This window comes from Sphingorhabdus sp. (assembly GCF_023910635.1).
GTDB lineage: Bacteria > Pseudomonadota > Alphaproteobacteria > Sphingomonadales > Sphingomonadaceae > Sphingorhabdus_B.
This window is the reverse complement of record NZ_JAAVVZ010000024.1, coordinates 22,125-37,539: the sequence shown is the minus strand read 5'-3', so window position 1 is coordinate 37,539 and position 15,415 is coordinate 22,125. Positions and strand designations below refer to the sequence as shown.

Below are 15,415 nucleotides of genomic sequence, written 5' to 3'. Positions count from 1 at the left end.
AATTATTTCTACGCCGATTTGCCGCAGGGCTACCAAATTTCGCAGCTCTATCACCCGATCGTGGGTGAGGGCGAAATTGAGGTTACGCTAAACGAAAAAGACCCTGATAGCGCGGTCAAGAAAATCGGCATTGAACGCATCCATGTCGAACAGGACGCGGGCAAGTTGATGCATGATCAGCATCCGACGATGTCTTTTGTTGATCTTAACCGTTCGGGCGTCGCGTTGATGGAAATCGTCTCGCGCCCCGATATGCGCAGCCCGCAAGAGGCTGGCGCCTATGTCAAGAAACTGCGCTCGATCCTGCGCTATGTCGGCTCTTGCGATGGCAATATGGAGCAAGGCTCAATGCGCGCCGACGTCAACGTGTCGGTGCGCAAACCGGGCGGAGAGCTTGGCACGCGTACCGAGACCAAGAACGTCAACTCGATCCGCTTCATGATGCAGGCGATTGAATATGAGGCGCAGCGTCAGGTCGACCTGATCGAAAGCGGCGGCGCGGTGGTGCAGGAAACGCGCCTGTTCGACTCGGACAGACAAGAAACACGTTCAATGCGCTCAAAAGAGGACGCGCATGATTATCGCTATTTCCCCGACCCCGATTTGTTGCCGGTGGAACTGGATGACGCGTTTTTGGAGGAATGCCGTGCGTCCTTGCCCGAGCTTCCCGATGCGAAGCGCGCGCGCTATGAGGCGATGGGCCTGACGGCCTACAACGCCGCTGTTCTAACCGCTGAGGCCGAAACGGCGTTCTGGTTCGAAGATTTGCTGGCCGAAGGCGTCGATGCCAAGCAAGGCTCAAACTGGCTGATGTCCGAATTGTTCGGCGCGCTCAACAAGCTTGGCAAAACACTCGACGAAAGCCCCGTCAATCCACAGCAAGCCGCCGAATTGCTTGGCCTTGTCGCCGATGGCACGATCAGCGGCAGCATCGCCAAACAAGTCTTCGAAATCATGCTCGAAACCGCGGCCCAAGGAAACATGATGGGCGCATCGGCCATCGTCGCGGAAAAGGGCCTGAAGCAAACCAACGACACAGGCGCGATTGAGGCGGAAATCGCCAAGATCATGGCCGCGAACGAGGATAAGGTTGCGGAATATCGTTCCGGCAAGGACAAATTGTTCGGCTTCTTCGTAGGCCAAACCATGAAGGCCATGCAGGGCAAGGCCAATCCGCAAATCATCAATGATTTGCTGAAAAAGGCGCTCGATTGATACTGCGTTACGACAGGAAAAATTTACTTTATTTTTTTCCGTCGGCAAATTAATCACCTACTCTCTCGAAAGTGGAGCGATTTTAAGATCGGTCAAAACAGGGGGTCTAAACGTGAAGTATTTTTCCAACACGTTCATCGTTGGCGCGGCATTTATTTCTTGTGCCGCTTCGGCAGAAGTTAATTTGAGCACTTCGCCGTTTGGAATTGTGGACATTGCTGCTGCCGAGGCAACTGAGCTTGAAATGCCGAAACTTGAATTTGTCGTAACTCTGGAAGATGAGCGGAATTTCGACAAATATTATTACTTCCGCCGTGACGAAACCAGCTTTCCGGTCGCCTATGCAGACATAACCGAATGTGACGGCTATGCGCGCGGGTTGGTGTCCAGGTACAGTTATGAAGATGGGTTTGATGCCTATCCTTATACCTATCCCTATGACTATTCTTATACCGTTGCTGGTGCCGCCGGGAGCGCGATTGCCAATGTTATGATCGCGGCAATTTTTGTGCCGAGTGAGAAACGCTGGATGCGCCGCGTCAACATGCGGCAGTGTATGGGTTTCAAGGGCTATGATCGGATCGGGTTGAGCAAAGCCCTTTGGGAACCCTTCAACTTTGAAGAAGGCACTGGCGCTGAAGAGGAGGAATCGCGCTTGAAGGCGCTTAAGCTGCAGGCTCTTGTTGCATCAACGGCCGCTGCTTCGGAGAAGGTGTTGCCACGATGAGAAAGACCGTTTTTGCCTTTTTGGCGTTAACCGCGACGTTGCTCCCGCAAATCGCCATCGGCAAATCGAAAGTGCCAGTTTTTGTTGAAGCGAAACGCGTTAAGGATTCGCCGACGGTCACGCTCGATTCTGCAAAGGCTTATATTTTGTTGCGCACGCCCAAGGCGATGCCGATACACTTCGTCAAAATTGCGAGTGCCGAAGACCAGATCGCTTACGATAGGCTCCGTAATGAGGCCTTTGTGAGGGCTAAGGAGGACTATGCCAAAGACCTCGTCAGATATGAAAGGGATATGGCGCTGTCGAAAAAGGCATCAGGGATGAAAACGCCCAGAAAACCGAGCGAACCTATCGAGACAAGTTTTCAGTTTACCCAATTTGCGCAAATGGCAAATTTCACAATGGGGCCGTTAAACCGCTTTTTCAGCAAAGGAGGCACCACATATCTACATGAGGTAACTCCAGGTAAATACCGCATTTTTGGTCAGGTGGACCCACTTGTCAGCGGCGGTCTTTGCTATTGCATGGGTAGTGTGACGTTTCAGGCGGAGGCAGGAAAAATCACCGACCTCGGAACGATGGGTGTCGATCCTGCGAATTCCGGTCCGGCGGAAAAGGGCGATAGCAGCTCGCCGCGGGTTGCTGCATCTGCACTTGCGTTAGAGCCTGTAAATGATCTGACACCCGTGGATCCGCGTCTGCAATCTTTGCCACGCATTGCAGCCGATCTGCGCGCAGCAGGCAAAATGGCGAACTATATGGGGATTGCGATCTCACGGCTGCCTGCCATCAAGGGCGTATTGTCCTATCAACGCGATCGGATAATTGACGAAAAGGCGGTCCCTGCCGACGTCGCACCCGCACCAGATATAGCGCATGCCGAAAAATCTAGCGCCATGCAATAACGTTTAGGTGGTTGAGGCCGCCGCTTCTCCCCTTGCCCCGCAGCGGCTTTCCCGTTAGAGGCTCCCGTCGTTTGTTAAACGGCAGCTTTTCGTAAGCGGGCGTGGCGGAATTGGTAGACGCACCAGATTTAGGTTCTGGCATCGCAAGGTGTGGGGGTTCGAGTCCCTTCGCCCGCACCACGAAAAAGGGGACGTTCCCGGCTGTCGTTGAACCCGAAAGCCATTTAACAGTTTTTGGCAGGCCAGCGGGCCTGTCGTAGATAGAGAAGAAAACATGCAGACCGTCGAAACACAGAATGAAGGCCTGAAGCGCGCTTATCGCATGACGATTTCCGCAAAGGATGTTGAATCCCGCATCGATGCCGAGGTGAAGAAAATTGCGCCTCAAGTGCGTATGCCCGGCTTCCGCCCCGGCAAGGTTCCCGCCAATCTGGTCAAGAAGATGCATAAGGATTCGCTCCTTCAGGACGCGCTGAACAGTTCGATTCAAGAAGGCGTGCAAAAGGCGATTTCGGATAACAAATTGCGTCCAGCGACTCAGCCGCATGTGCATCTCGGTGAAGATTATGCTCCCGGCAAAGACGCGGTTGTCGATTTCCATCTCGAAATCTTGCCTGCGATTGCCGCGCCTTCTATTGACGGCATCACGCTTGACCGCCTGACTGTAGAAGTGAGCGACGCGCAAGTCGATGAATCGATCTTGAAGCTTGCCGAAGGCCAAAAGAGCTTTGAAGCGGCCGACAAGAAATATGCTGCCAAAATGGGCGACAGCGTCGTCATCGATTTTGAAGGCAAGGTCGACGGCGTGCCGTTCGAAGGCGGTAAGGGCGAAGGCATGGCGGTTGAGCTTGGTTCTGGTCAGTTGATCCCCGGTTTCGAAGACCAGTTGGTTGGCGTGAAAGCCAATGACGAAAAGGTTCTGAACGTAACCTTCCCCGAAGATTACAATGCCGAAAACCTGAAGGGTAAGGCGGCAACTTTTGACATCGTCGTCAACGAAGTGCGCAAGCCCGTTGAAGCTAAGGCGGATGACAATCTTGCCAAGATGTTCGGCCTGGACGGTATCGACAAATTGCGCGAACTGATGAAGGTTCAGGTTGAGCAAGAGCATAACGGCCTGACCCGGACGTACATGAAGCGCCAGTTGCTGGATCAGCTTGCAGCCGGTCATGACTTCGACGTGCCACCTTCGATGGTTGAGGCGGAATTCGAACAGATTTGGGCACAATTGGAGCAGGAAGCGGCGCGCGAAGAAGATGCCGAAGCTGCGAAAAAGGAAATGGAAGCCGAGCGCCAAGAGTATCGCGATATCGCCGTCCGCCGCGTTCGTTTGGGCTTGCTCCTCTCGGAAATTGGCCAAGCCAATGGTGTTGAAGTCAGTTCGCAGGAAATGAACATGCTCGTGCAGCAAGCTGCGCAGCAATATCGCCCTGAAGACCGTCAGCGTTTCGTGCAATATCTGCAGGAAAACCCAATGGCAGCGGCACAATTGCGTGCGCCGATGTTTGAAGACAAGGTAGTCGATTTCCTGTTCGACAAGGCGACCGTGACGGACAAGACCGTGACCAAGGACGTGCTTGAAGCAGCGATTGAAGCTGAACCAGATGCAAAGCCTGCGGCCAAGAAGAAGGCACCTGCCAAAAAGGCAGCCGCAACAGACGAAGCGCCTGCCAAGGAAGCCAAGCCTGCTGCGAAGAAGGCCGCCCCTAAAAAGGATGCCGAAGCCGCGCCAGCCAAAAAGGCACCTGCCAAAAAGGCTGCGCCTAAGAAATAATTGTCCAGCTTTGGACAAAGAAAAAGGCCCCGGAGATTCCGGGGCCTTTCTTGTTTTAGCGGGTCTGATTTACATCAGGTCAAAGCGGTCAGCGTTCATGACCTTGACCCAAGCCTTTACAAAGTCGCGAACGAACTTTTCTTCGTGACCGCGCTCGGCATAGACCTCAGCCGTGGCGCGAAGCTGACTGTTTGAACCGAAGATGAGATCAGTGCGCGTTGCACGCCACTTTTCGGTCCGGCCGCCTCTTGTGTAGCCGATAAATGCTTCGTCGCTCGCTGTATCGGCCAAATCCCAGAAGGTTTCGTTATCGAACAGGTTTACGAAGAAGTCGTTGGTCAGTTCGCCCTTGCGGGTGGTGAACACGCCTTCTGCGATATCGCCGTGGTTCGCACCAAGAACACGCAAGCCGCCAACGAGCACTGTCATCTCCGGGCCTGACAGACCAAGCAGAGACGCCCGATCGAGCAGTAACTCCTCAGTCTTCACCGGTTGGCGTGTCTTGAGATAGTTGCGGAAGCCATCGGCCTGCGGCTCCATCCAGTGAAAGCTTTCGATATCGGTCCATTCCTGCGTCGCATCGCCACGACCGCCAGTGAAGGGGACCGTCACATCGACTCCACCCGCCTTCGCCGCCTTTTCGACCGCTGCTGACCCTGCCAGCACGATTGCGTCGGCAAGGCTCATGGAGCCGCGAAGCGCGTTGAGCTTTGCCAAAACCTTGGCAAGTTCAGCGGGTTCGTTGACGTCCCAGTCTTTCTGCGGTGCAAGCGCGATGCGGGCACCGTTGGCACCGCCGCGTTTGTCAGACTTGCGATAGGTCGAGGCCGAGGCCCAAGCTGTCTTGACCAGTTGCGATACTGTCAGCCCGCTTGAGAGCACCGCCGATTTGAACGCAGCAACGTCCGCATCCGAAGGCGCGGTGCCAGCCGGAATTGGATCTTGCCAAATCAGCGTCTCTTCGGGAACTTCGGGCCCGAGATATAGGCTCTTTGGTCCCATATCGCGATGGCAAAGCTTAAACCATGCACGTGCAAAGGCATCGTCCAATGCGGCCTGATCGTCCCGGAATTTCTCCGAAATCGCTCGGAACTCGGGGTCCATCTTCAACGCCATATCCGCGGTGGTCATCATCGTTGGTACACGCTTTGACGGATCGCGCGCGTCCGGTGCCATATCCGCAGGATCTGGGTTGATCGGCTGCCATTGCTTTGCACCGGCGGGGCTCTGAACGAGTTCAAAATCATATTTGAACAGAATACGGAAATAATCGCCGCCCCATTGGGTGGGGTTGTTCGACCATGCGCCCTCGATGCCAGAGGTCGTGATGTGGCCTTTTCCAATTTCATCAACGTCCGTCAGCCAGCCAAAGCCCTGCTGGTGAATGGCTTCGCCTGCAGGGGCATGACCAAAGGTTGCACCGGGCTTTGCACCATGTGCCTTACCAAAGGCGTGACCGCCAGCGGTCAACGCCACAGTTTCTTCTGAATTCATCGCCATTCGGGCAAAGGTTGCCTTCATATCGCGGGCTGATTGCAATGGGTCAGGATTGCCGCCGGGGCCTTCTGGGTTGACGTAGATTAGGCCCATCTGGATAGCGGCAAGTGGTCCTTCCAGCTCAACATTCTCTTCATCAAGACGCGTCTTGGCACCTTGGTCGACCCAGATTTCCTCAGCGCCCCAGAATGTATCACCTTCTGATTGGTAGACGTCTTTACGCCCGCCGCCGAATCCGAATACGGGGCCACCCATGCTTTCAATGGCGACATTGCCAGCGAGAATGAACAGGTCGGCCCAGCTAATTGACGAACCATATTTCTGCTTGATCGGCCATAATAGTCGGCGCGCCTTGTCGAGGTTGCCATTGTCGGGCCAGCTATTCAGCGGTTCAAACCGTTGCTGCCCGCTTCCCGCACCGCCACGGCCATCGGTCACGCGGTACGTGCCAGCGGCATGCCATGCCATGCGAATCATGAACGGGCCATAATGACCGTAATCCGCTGGCCACCAAGGCTTGCTATCGGTCATTAACGCGGTGAGGTCGTTTTTCAGGGCTCGATAGTCGAGCTTTTTGAAGGCTTCGGTATAATCAAAATCTTCACCCATCGGGTCCGGAGAGATGCCATGTTGATGAAGCATGTCGACCGGCAACGCATCCGGCCACCAATCCTTATTCTGTCGTCCGAGTAACGAACGCATTTTGATTTCGCCGCCCGAGCGCATTGGGCAAGCATCGCGGGGATCTGCATCTGCCATTCTTAATTCCTCTGAGTTCGGTGGGGGGAATACCCCACGACACTTTTATTAACATTCCCACATAATCGGTCAAACCAATGTATATAGCTAGACTAATCGATTTTATGCTTTTTCAAAGCAAGCGACTTCGGACGACGCATTATTAAGTGCACAAACTAAACCGTTTTCGTGCTTGAAACTTTGCTTGCCCAAGCCGATGTAGGCGGTAACGCATAATCATAACATATTAGAGGTATTTCATGCACGTTCCTTTTGATCCCGTTCAAGCATTGGTCCCCGTTGTTATCGAGCAATCGAACCGTGGGGAGCGTAGCTGGGACATTTTTTCGCGGCTTTTGCGCGAACGGATCATTTTCGTGACGGGCGAAGTGGAGGACAATATGGCCTCCGTCATTACCGCGCAGCTATTGTTTCTCGAATCGGACAATCCGAAGAAGGACATCTGGATGTATATCAACTCGCCGGGCGGTGTGGTCACTGCGGGCATGGCGATACACGACACGATGCAATATATTCGTCCGAAAGTCGGTACCGTATGCATCGGGCAGGCGGCGTCCATGGGCAGTTTCCTGCTTGCGGCGGGCGAACCGGGCATGCGCGTCGCTTTGACCAATTCCCGTATCATGGTGCATCAACCGTCCGGCGGCGCACGCGGCATGGCGTCAGATATCCAGATTCAGGCAAACGAAATCTTACGTATTCGCAAGCGTATGAATGACCTATATGCAAAATATACCGGTAAACCATTGAAGGATATCGAAAAAGCGATGGACCGCGACACCTTCCTTGAAGCGGACGAAGCAAAAGCCTTCGGCCTTGTAGACGAGGTATTTGACAAGCGTCCGGCAAATGCCGAATCCGGCGCAAGCTGACACTATCGTGGATAAATTTCGCAGATTTGCCTTCATGGCACAGTCCGTATTGGGCTATTGCTAAATCGGAACGCATCTTTAGGATGTTGGTTCAATAATGTGCGTTTAAAATTGGCGTGTAAGCAGGACATATTATGACGAAGTTGAGCGGTTCAGATACTAAAAGCACTCTTTATTGCTCCTTCTGCGGAAAATCGCAGCACGAAGTTCGTAAGCTGATCGCCGGCCCCACTGTGTTCATCTGTGATGAATGTGTGGAACTTTGCAATGATATCATTCGCGAAGAAACAAAGGGCGCCTTGAACGGCCGTAAGGAGGGCGAAGTGCCAACGCCGCAGGAAATCTGCGAAGTGTTGGACGATTATGTCATTGGTCAGCCGCAGGCAAAGCGCGTATTGTCGGTTGCAGTGCATAACCATTATAAACGCCTCAACCATGGCGCAAAGGGCGCGGATGTTGAGCTTGCGAAGTCCAACATCCTGCTCGTCGGCCCCACCGGTTGCGGTAAGACATTGCTGGCGCAAACGCTGGCCAAGACGTTTGACGTGCCGTTTACGATGGCAGACGCCACAACGTTGACGGAGGCTGGCTATGTCGGTGAAGACGTCGAGAATATCATTCTCAAGCTGCTTCAAGCATCCGATTATAATGTCGAGAAGGCGCAGCGCGGGATCGTTTATATCGACGAAATCGACAAAATCAGCCGCAAGGCCGAAAATCCCTCCATCACCCGCGATGTGAGCGGGGAGGGCGTTCAGCAGGCGTTGCTCAAGCTCATGGAAGGCACGACGGCCAGCGTTCCACCACAGGGCGGCCGCAAGCATCCACAGCAAGAGTTTCTGCAGGTTGATACGACGAACATCTTGTTCATCTGCGGCGGTGCATTTGCCGGACTTGAAAAGATTATTTCAAACCGTCTTGAGGGCAAGTCGATTGGTTTTGGCGCGCATGTTGCCGACCCGGACGAGCGTCGTACTGGCGAAATCCTCAAGCAGGTAGAGCCTGAAGACTTGTTGAAATTTGGTCTCATCCCGGAATTCGTCGGACGCTTGCCGGTAACCGCCACGCTTGAAGACCTCGACATCGCTGCTTTGGTGAAAATCCTGTCGGAGCCAAAGAACGCGCTGGTGAAGCAATATCGCAAGCTGTTTGAAATGGAAGATGTCGGCCTAAGCTTCACCGATGACGCGTTGGAAGCCATCGCCAAGAAGGCGATTGAACGCAAAACCGGTGCGCGTGGGTTGCGCTCTATCCTTGAGGCGATTTTGCTCGATACGATGTTCGACCTGCCGACCTATGACGGCGTGGACGAGGTTGTGGTGGACAAGGACGTTGTCGAAGGGCGCAAAACGCCCGTTTTGGTATATGCCAAATCTGCCAAGGCCAGCAAAGAAGACGCCGCCTAACTTGGACGGGGACACTGTGGCAAAGCTGCCACATTTGCCGACAAAATAACAAAGAATGTTGCTTTGCACAATTTGTTGCAACGTGAAACTATGCTTGTTCCTCGCTCTCGGCTAGTGGCGTCTCGTCTCTGGGGCTAACTGTCATTTTACTGACATTTACAGGTCCCATGGGGAGCGCAAGGTCCATTTCGTTCGCGTGATTCGCACTTTTTGTGCGGGGGTGTCGAAATGTCAGATCAGAATATTTGAAGGGGTTTATCCATGCAAGTTCGTTTTTATCTAGCCGCTAGCGCCGCCGCATTGTCGGTGGCTTCAGTTTTTGCAACACCTGCGTTCGCGCAAGAGACCACTTCATCTGTTCGTGGAACCGTTGAAAGCGATACCGGCCCAGTTGCTGGCGCGACGGTAACGATTGTCCATGAGCCGTCGGGCACGACGTCGACCAGCACCACAGATGGTTCTGGCAATTTTAGTGCAAGCGGATTGCGTATTGGCGGACCTTTCACCGTCAACGTTGACGCTGCTGGTTATGAAGGTGCGCAAGTTACTGATCTGACGCTGAGTGCAGGTCAAAGCTTCCGTCTTCCCGTTGTTCTGCAAACACAACAGGAAATTGTTGTGACTGCGTCTGCATTGCGTGGCGCCACTGAAACGAGCAACGGACCAATAACGGCACTCAACCGTGAAGATATTGAAGGAGTTGCTTCGATTAACCGCGATATTCGCGACCTTGCGCGCCGTGACCCGTTCGTCACCATCGATCTTGCAAACAGCCGTACAATCGAAGTAGCAGGCCAGAATGGTCGTCTGAATCGGTTTTCGGTCGACGGCGTCCAATTCTCCGATGACTTCGGTTTGAACAATGGCGGTCTGCCTACTTCGCGCGGTCCTGTTCCTTTTGATGCAATAGAGCAGCTTTCTGTAAAGGTTGCGCCTTATGATATTTCTGAAGGTGACTTCCAAGGCGGCGCAATTAACGTTGTACTGCGTTCGGGCGGAAACGATTTTTCCGGTTCGGCATTCTATACATATACTGATGAAAAGCTGACGGGTGACCGTACGCGTGGCCGCAATGTTGCCTTGGACTTTGACTCAAAGCAATATGGTGGTATCATTTCGGGCCCAATCGTAAAGGACAAGTTGTTCTTCATGTTCGGTTACGAAAAGACCAAAGAGTCTGATCCGTTTGATGATGGTGTAGGTTCCGGATTTGCCAACCAAGTTCCTGGCATGACGCAAGCCCAAATCGATCAAGTAAGCTCAATCGCGAAGTCCGTTTACAGCTATGACACGCTTGGGCAGATCCAAAACGCCGTCGAAGAAGACGAAAAATACGTCGCCAAGTTGGATTGGAACATAAACGACGACCATCGCGCGTCGCTAACATATATCCGCAACGTTGGTACGCAGCAATTCCAGCAGAACACTTTCACGACCCCGCCTTTCGCGCTGGGATTGTTCTCGAATGGCTATGAATTGGCAGAAGAAGTGAATTCTGGCGTGTTCCAGCTGAACTCGCAATGGACCGACACATTCTCCACTGAAGTTCGTGCATCTTATCGCGACTATAATCGTGACCAGACCCCATTCGGCGGTCGGGAATTTCCGCAATTTGAAGTTTGTCTTGATCCGACGTCGGTGACTAGCGGTGCAAGCACCTTCATTACTTGTGGCGGATCGCGCGTTTTCTTTGGCCCAGACGTAAGCCGTCAGTCGAACGATTTGAACACCGACAACCTCTCGATCGATTTTACCGCTCGTAAGGATGCGGGCAGCCACCGCATTAAGGCAACTTTCGGCTACTCGGAGATAAATACCTTCAATCTGTTCCTGCAACGGTCGTTGGGCGATTATTATTTTGACTCCCTTGCTGATTTCCAGAGCCGCACCGCAAGCCGCTTGCGCTTCGGTGCCGCCGTCCCGAGCTTGGACGCCAATGATGCAGCCGCGAGCTTTAAGAGCCGCGCCTACACATTTGGCATTCAGGATGATTGGGAGGTAGTGCCTGGCCTCGAAATGAACTTCGGGTTCCGTTACGATTTGTACGAAAATCCCACAGATGTTCCATTGAATGCAAACTTTCTTGCTCGCCAAGGTTTTGCCAACACGAACACGTTCAATGGTGAAGGTGTGTTCCAACCGCGCTTTGGGTTTAACTGGCAAGCAACAGACCGCTTGGTTGTTCGCGGTGGGATAGGTATTTTTGCGGGCGGTACGCCCGACGTCTTCTTGTCGAACAGCTATTCGAACACTGGTCAGTTGACCAATGCTATCGATATTCAGCGGAACACGACTCCGGCGACTTGTAACGTGTCGCCAGCTAACCCAACATTGTGCGCGGCAGCTTTGACTGGCGTAAACGGGACTATTCCTGGAGCCGTTGAATCGTTCGTTGCTACCAACACGGCATCATTGGCCGCTGCACCCGTCAACGCAATTGCGCAGGACATTGCAACGGCCCGTCAGGCACGTGCTACACTTTCGCTCAATTACGATGCTGACTTAGGTCCGCTCGGCGATGGCTGGTTGTTCGGTGTGGATGCTTTGTACGGCAATGTCATTGAAGCATATCAGTGGACCGACGCGCGTTCAGTGCGCATCGGCACGCTTCCTGATGGCCGTCCACGTTACGCTCCATTGGGTGGTACAACGACAACCAACCAAGATTTGTTGATGACTAATGATCAACGTGGACGTTCCTATGTTGGCGTAGCGCGAGTTTCAAAATCTTGGGATTGGGGACTTTCGATTGACGCGAGCTACACACGCTCAGACGTCAAGGACACCAATGCAATCACGTCTGCAACGGCAGGGTCGCTTTATTCCAACAACGCTTTTGCAAATCCAAATTTTGCTGCCTACGGCACTTCGATCTATCAGATCAAAGACCAATGGAAGTTTGGAGTTGATTTCAACAAGGCGTTCTTTGGTGAAAACAAGACGCGCTTGTCCTTGTTTGGTGAATATCGTTCGGGCCGTCCGTACAGCCTGACAATGAACGACCAAACAAACCGTTCCGCCGTCTTCGGTACTGTCGGCAATGGTGCGCGTCACTTGCTTTATGTTCCAACCGTTGGTGATACCCGCGTTTCGTTTGATACCGCAGCTAATGAAACGAAATTCAACGACCTCGTCGGTCAGTTGGGAATTGGTAAGTATCGCGGAAAAATCATTGGTAAGAATACGCAAATGGCACCCGATTTCTTCAAGATCGACCTTTCAATGAGCCAAGAGCTTCCACTTTTCGTTGGGAATTCGAAGCTGCGGTTGTTTGCGGATATCGAAAACGTGCTGAACTTGGTTGATAGTGACTGGGGTGCGTTGCGTCAGGTATCGTTCCCACAAACAGCGGCCTTGGTCTCTGTTCAGTGCCTAAGCGCGCCTGTTGCAACGGGGACAGCGCCGGGGACTGGCGTTGCCAACACGGCTTCAACACAGAATTGTGCACAGTTCCGTTATTCTAATGTGAACGCGCCAAACGAAGCGTTGGTGACACGCCAGTCGCTATATGGCATCCGCGTTGGCGTGAAGGTAAGCTTCTAAGCTACCTCAAACCGAACCGACAAACAGGGCGGGGCTTCGGCTCCGCCCTTTTTTATGTGTAGATGCAAGCGTCAAGGCCGTCGCGTTTGACGACGCGGATGCGGGCGGAGATGCTGTTGCCATAGCGGCGGGTAAAGCCGCCCACGCCATCGACCGCTCGTTTTTTGGGCAAGGGCAGGATTGCGGCCAAGCGCGCGGCCTCTATGCGGGTCAGGTTTTTGGCGGATTTCTTGTAGTAACGCTGTGCGCCGGCCTCTGCGCCATAGGTGCCTATCCCGGTCTCCGCGACGTTCAGATATACTTCCATGATCCGGCGTTTGCCCCAGATTTTTTCGATCAGGAACGTGAAATACACCTCAGGCACTTTGCGTAAATAGCGGGTCCAGCCCGATCCTTGCCACAGGAACACATTTTTCGCGGTTTGCTGGCTGATGGTTGAACCACCACGCATGCGGCCGCCTTGCTGGTTACGCGCCAACGCCTTTTCGATAGCATCGCGGTCAAAACCGTCATGGCTGCAATATTTACCGTCCTCTGCGGCGATGACTGCGCGCACAAGGTTCGGCGAAATGTTGGAAAGGGGGGTCCAGTCGCGTTTGGCGCCGTTGCTGTCGAATAACATCGTCAATGTCGTCGGGATAGGCACGACGGCATAGACGGCGGTAAGCGCGATGCTGCCCCCGATGAAGTAGAGCGCGCCCTTAAAGCTGGAGCGCAGAAAACGGGCGGAAAGCGAAGGCTTGGTTTTTGTCATTTGCAAAAACTAGCGCAGTGCTTTGCGCCCGTCACCTGTTTTTACAGATAGTTAAAACGCGAGCAGTAACCGTTTTTCAGTCGCGATACGCAGCATCGCCTTTTGCAGTTTTTCAAAGGCGCGCACTTCGATCTGGCGCACACGCTCTCGGCTGACGCTATAGGTCTGGCTTAGCTCTTCCAGAGTCTGCGGCTCTTCGATCAAGCGGCGCTGTGTCAATATGTGCTTCTCGCGGTCATTCAGGCTGCCCATTGCTTCGGACAATAAGGCATGGCGCATGTCGCCCTCTTGTGCGTCGGCCACGCGTTCATCCTGCAACGGCGTGTCATCGACCAACCAGTCTTGCCACTGGCCATCGCCATCTTCGCGCATGGGCACGTTAAGCGACGTATCGCCGCCCATCGCCATGCGACGGTTCATGTTGTTCACTTCTTCTTCGGAAACACCGAGGTCGGTTGCGATTTTGCGCAACGCTTCTTGGTTCAGGTCGCCGTCTTCAAAAGCCTGAAGATTGTTTTTCATGCGGCGCAGGTTGAAGAAAAGCTTCTTCTGCGCGGCGGTGGTGCCGATTTTGACGAGGCTCCAACTACGCAGGATGAACTCCTGCATCGAGGCGCGGATCCACCACATCGCGTAGGTCGCGAGGCGGAAACCGCGGTCGGGGTCAAATTTCTTTACGCCCTGCATCAATCCGATATTCCCCTCGGAAATCAGCTCGGATACCGGCAGGCCATAGCCGCGATAGCCCATGGCGATTTTCGATACGAGTCGCAGATGCGACGTAACCAGCTGTTCCGCTGCTTTGGTGTCGCCATGTTCTTGCAGGCGCTTGGCAAGCATATATTCTTGCTCAGGCTTGAGTATCGGAAACTTCCGGATTTCGCTTAGGTAGCGATTAAGGCTCGCGTCCCCCCCAAGGGCAGGTATCGTAGCCGGAACATTCTTTTTAACAGACATGTTTTCCTCTTTCATTATGCCTTCCATTGGGCCTCATCAAGCACCCGATGGTACGGCGTTCCCTTCGTAACCTTTATGACTGAAGCTGGCTTAACAGAAGCTGCATGTCTTCTGGTATACCGCATTCAAACCGTAAAGTTCCGCCGGTGATGGGATGAATAAACCCCAAAGAGGCCGCATGCAATGCCTGCCGGTCGAATTTGGCTTGATTTGGACCGATTTTATAATGGTTTTGTCGATTAGAATAGACGCTATCGCCAATGAGCGGATGGCCGATATGCGCCATATGCACGCGGACCTGATGCGTGCGCCCCGTTTCCAGCGTGCATTCGACCATCGCCGTTTTGGCGAAGGCCTTAACCATCCGGTAATGCGTGACGGCATGGCGCCCTTTTGATTCGGGCAGCACCGCCATTTTCTTTCGGTTTGTGGTGGAACGGCCAATTTGCGTGCGGACGGTTCCGGCAGGTGGCGCGGGAATGCCGTTTACAATCGCGATATATTTGCGTTCAATGTCATGCGCGGCGAAGAGTTTTGCCAGGCCCTCATGCGCGGTATCGCTTTTGGCGACCACCAAAAGCCCGGACGTGTCCTTGTCAATGCGATGGACTATCCCGGGGCGCTGCACCCCGCTTATGCCCGACAGCTTGCCGTGGCAATGGTGCAATAGCGCGTTGACGAGGGTTCCATCGCTATGACCCGCCGCAGGATGCACGACGAGGCCGGCGGGTTTATTGATGATGATCAAATGCTCATCTTCAAAAACCACATCGAGCGCGATGTTCTGCGCCATCGCTTTGTCGGGCACCGGGGCAGGGACGTTAAGTTCAAACTTTTGTCCTGACATCTTCTTGCTGCCGGCGTCGGCGAAAATCTGACCATTGATGCGCAGCGCGGCATCCGCGATCAAAGCCTGAATGCGCGCGCGTGAAAATTGCGGCAAGGCGGCGGTAAGCGCACTGTCCAGCCGCCCCGCACCCAAAACGCCTGTAAATGTGGTCATTTC

At 53.7% G+C, this 15,415-nt stretch carries 11 protein-coding genes and 1 tRNA gene; 8 read left to right on the top strand and 4 right to left on the bottom strand.

The window, feature by feature from the left end:
- From gatB to tig, 5 genes are all read left to right on the top strand, one after another.
- A partial coding sequence (gene gatB / locus HEQ34_RS12035) for an Asp-tRNA(Asn)/Glu-tRNA(Gln) amidotransferase subunit GatB (protein WP_296200753.1) occupies nt 1-1,215 on the top strand: 1,215 nt, incomplete at its 5' end.
- Between the two features lie 112 nt (nt 1,216-1,327).
- Nucleotides 1,328-1,942 carry a hypothetical protein gene (locus HEQ34_RS12030; RefSeq protein ID WP_296200752.1) on the top strand — a complete coding sequence of 205 codons (615 nt, stop codon included), beginning with the start codon at nt 1,328-1,330 and terminating at the stop codon, nt 1,940-1,942.
- A complete protein-coding gene (locus HEQ34_RS12025; RefSeq protein ID WP_296200750.1) occupies nt 1,939-2,847 on the top strand; it encodes a hypothetical protein in 909 nt (302 codons plus the stop codon). Before HEQ34_RS12030 ends, HEQ34_RS12025 begins: the two co-directional genes overlap by 4 nt.
- A gap of 95 nt (nt 2,848-2,942) precedes the next feature.
- Nucleotides 2,943-3,027 (top strand) — tRNA-Leu (locus HEQ34_RS12020).
- Nucleotides 3,028-3,121: 94 nt separating this feature from the next.
- Nucleotides 3,122-4,621, top strand: coding sequence for a trigger factor (gene tig / locus HEQ34_RS12015; protein WP_296200748.1), 1,500 nt, complete (start codon nt 3,122-3,124; stop codon nt 4,619-4,621).
- Between the two features lie 69 nt (nt 4,622-4,690).
- Here tig and katG read toward each other — a convergent pair whose 3' ends face one another.
- Complete coding sequence (gene katG, locus HEQ34_RS12010) at nt 4,691-6,877, bottom strand: catalase/peroxidase HPI (RefSeq protein WP_296200745.1); 2,187 nt, start codon at nt 6,875-6,877, stop codon at nt 4,691-4,693.
- Between the two features lie 239 nt (nt 6,878-7,116).
- Between katG and HEQ34_RS12005 the strand changes: the two genes are divergently transcribed.
- From HEQ34_RS12005 to HEQ34_RS11995, 3 genes are all read left to right on the top strand, one after another.
- Entirely contained in the window at nt 7,117-7,749 is a 633-nt protein-coding gene (locus HEQ34_RS12005) for an ATP-dependent Clp protease proteolytic subunit (RefSeq protein WP_296200743.1), read from the top strand.
- Between the two features lie 134 nt (nt 7,750-7,883).
- Nucleotides 7,884-9,155: an ATP-dependent Clp protease ATP-binding subunit ClpX gene (gene clpX, locus HEQ34_RS12000; protein ID WP_296200741.1), complete on the top strand. Its 1,272-nt coding sequence runs from the start codon at nt 7,884-7,886 to the stop codon at nt 9,153-9,155.
- 261 nt (nt 9,156-9,416) lie between these two features.
- Nucleotides 9,417-12,698: a TonB-dependent receptor gene (locus HEQ34_RS11995; RefSeq protein ID WP_296200739.1), complete on the top strand. Its 3,282-nt coding sequence runs from the start codon at nt 9,417-9,419 to the stop codon at nt 12,696-12,698.
- A gap of 52 nt (nt 12,699-12,750) precedes the next feature.
- Here the strand turns inward: HEQ34_RS11995 and mtgA are convergent, their stop codons facing one another.
- From mtgA to HEQ34_RS11980, 3 genes are all read right to left on the bottom strand, one after another.
- Nucleotides 12,751-13,452 carry a monofunctional biosynthetic peptidoglycan transglycosylase gene (mtgA, locus tag HEQ34_RS11990; protein ID WP_296200737.1) on the bottom strand — a complete coding sequence of 234 codons (702 nt, stop codon included), beginning with the start codon at nt 13,450-13,452 and terminating at the stop codon, nt 12,751-12,753.
- 51 nt (nt 13,453-13,503) lie between these two features.
- Entirely contained in the window at nt 13,504-14,409 is a 906-nt protein-coding gene (gene rpoH, locus HEQ34_RS11985; RefSeq protein WP_296200735.1) for an RNA polymerase sigma factor RpoH, read from the bottom strand.
- A 73-nt stretch (nt 14,410-14,482) separates the two neighbouring features.
- A complete protein-coding gene (locus HEQ34_RS11980) occupies nt 14,483-15,412 on the bottom strand; it encodes an RluA family pseudouridine synthase (RefSeq protein WP_296200732.1) in 930 nt (309 codons plus the stop codon).
- Between the last annotated feature and the right edge of the window lie 3 nt (nt 15,413-15,415).

What these genes read in the sequence shown, in the direction of transcription:
- HEQ34_RS12025 (WP_296200750.1), top strand. Translation starts at nt 1,939, where the DNA reads ATGAGAAAGACCGTTTTTGCCTTTTTGGCGTTAACCGCGACGTTGCTC.
- tig (WP_296200748.1), top strand. Translation starts at nt 3,122, where the DNA reads ATGCAGACCGTCGAAACACAGAATGAAGGCCTGAAGCGCGCTTATCGC.
- katG (WP_296200745.1), bottom strand. Translation starts at nt 6,877, where the DNA reads ATGGCAGATGCAGATCCCCGCGATGCTTGCCCAATGCGCTCGGGCGGC.
- HEQ34_RS12005 (WP_296200743.1), top strand. Translation starts at nt 7,117, where the DNA reads ATGCACGTTCCTTTTGATCCCGTTCAAGCATTGGTCCCCGTTGTTATC.
- clpX (WP_296200741.1), top strand. Translation starts at nt 7,884, where the DNA reads ATGACGAAGTTGAGCGGTTCAGATACTAAAAGCACTCTTTATTGCTCC.
- HEQ34_RS11995 (WP_296200739.1), top strand. Translation starts at nt 9,417, where the DNA reads ATGCAAGTTCGTTTTTATCTAGCCGCTAGCGCCGCCGCATTGTCGGTG.
- mtgA (WP_296200737.1), bottom strand. Translation starts at nt 13,452, where the DNA reads ATGACAAAAACCAAGCCTTCGCTTTCCGCCCGTTTTCTGCGCTCCAGC.
- rpoH (WP_296200735.1), bottom strand. Translation starts at nt 14,409, where the DNA reads ATGTCTGTTAAAAAGAATGTTCCGGCTACGATACCTGCCCTTGGGGGG.
- HEQ34_RS11980 (WP_296200732.1), bottom strand. Translation starts at nt 15,412, where the DNA reads ATGACCACATTTACAGGCGTTTTGGGTGCGGGGCGGCTGGACAGTGCG.